The sequence below is a fragment of the Robinsoniella sp. genome, assembly GCF_034124845.1.
The window spans coordinates 1-1,607 of sequence record NZ_JAWYAJ010000121.1 but is presented as its reverse complement, the minus strand read 5'-3'; the positions used below and the strand labels follow the sequence as shown (position 1 = coordinate 1,607).

Genomic DNA, 1,607 nt, shown 5'->3' with positions numbered 1-1,607 from the left:
ATCGATACCGGTCTTGGAATGACTGCTGATGAAGTAGAAGAATACATCACACAGATCGCGTTTTCCGGTGCAACGGATTTCCTTGAAAAATACAAAGACAAAACAAATGACGATGAAATGATCGGTCATTTCGGTCTGGGCTTTTATTCAGCATTTATGGTAGCAGAAGAAGTACACATCGATACGCTTTCTTATAAAGAAGGTTCTACACCAGTTCACTGGGAATGTGACGGCGGCACAGAATATACGTTAGACGATGGCAATAAAAATACCGTCGGTACAGAAATTACGCTCTTCTTAAATGAAGAAAGTCTGGAATTTGCCAATGAATACCGTGCTCGTGAAGTACTGGAAAAATACTGTTCTTTCATGCCGGTTGAAATATTCCTTTCCAAAGAAAATGCAGAGCAGGAATTTGAAACCATTGATGAAGCAGATCTTCGTGAAGATGATGTTGTCGTAGAGCATATCCACGAAGAAGCTAAAACTGAAGAAAAAGAAAATGAAAACGGTGAAAAGGAAATCGTGGAAGTTTCTCCTGCAAAGGATAAAGTAAAAATTAACAAACGTCCTGTTTCCTTAAGCGATCCTGCCCCACTTTGGACCAAGCATCCAAATGACTGTAAAGAGGAAGAATACAGAGATTTCTACCGTAAAGTATTTATGGATTTCAAAGAGCCGTTATTCTGGATTCACTTAAATATGGACTATCCGTTTAACTTAAAAGGTATTCTCTTCTTCCCGAAAATCAACACAGAATATGATTCCATTGAAGGCAAGATTAAGTTATACAATAACCAGGTATTCATCGCAGATAACATCAAAGAAGTAATTCCTGAATTCCTGATGCTCTTAAAAGGTGTCATCGATTGTCCGGACTTACCGCTTAACGTATCCAGAAGTGCTCTTCAGAACGATGGTTTTGTTAAGAAGATCGCTGATTACATTTCCAAGAAAGTAGCTGACAAATTAAGCGGCATGTGCAAGACAGACCGTGAACAGTATGAAAAATACTGGGATGACATCAGCCCATTTATCAAGTTTGGCTGCTTAAAAGATGGCAAGTTCAGTGATAAAATGATGGACTACATTCTTGTGAAGAACCTGGACAGCAAGTATTTAACTCTGCCAGACTTCATCGCAGAGAATAAAAAGGACGAGCCGGAAGTTGAAGTGGTTGATTCAGAAGAAACCGGTGCTGATAAGGATGCTGATAAAACAGAAGCAGAAAAGCCCAAAACTACGCTCTTCTACGTAACAGATGAAGTTCAGCAGAGCCAGTATATTAATATGTTTAAAGAAGAAGGTCTGGATGCCGCAATCTTAAAACATAACATTGACTCCGCTTTCATCAGCCATGTAGAGCAGAAAAATGAGGAAGTGAAATTCCAGCGTATTGATTCCGATGTTACCGAGCACTTCAAAGAAGAAACGAACGCGGAAGAATTAAAGGAAACAACGGATACATTAACGGAATTATTCCGCAAAGCTCTTGGCAAAGAAAAACTGGAAGTCAAAGTTGAAAAGTTGAAAAATGAAAATATCTCTTCTGTTATGACGCTTTCCGAAGAAAGCAGACGTATGCAGGATATGATGAAGATGTATAA

1 protein-coding gene is annotated in these 1,607 nt (G+C 39.0%); it reads left to right on the top strand.

The genetic code is table 11. From position 1 onward, the window contains the following. Nucleotides 1-1,607 (top strand): molecular chaperone HtpG (gene htpG / locus ACH2DQ_RS05880; protein ID WP_395025941.1); only part of this gene is annotated, 1,607 nt, incomplete at both ends.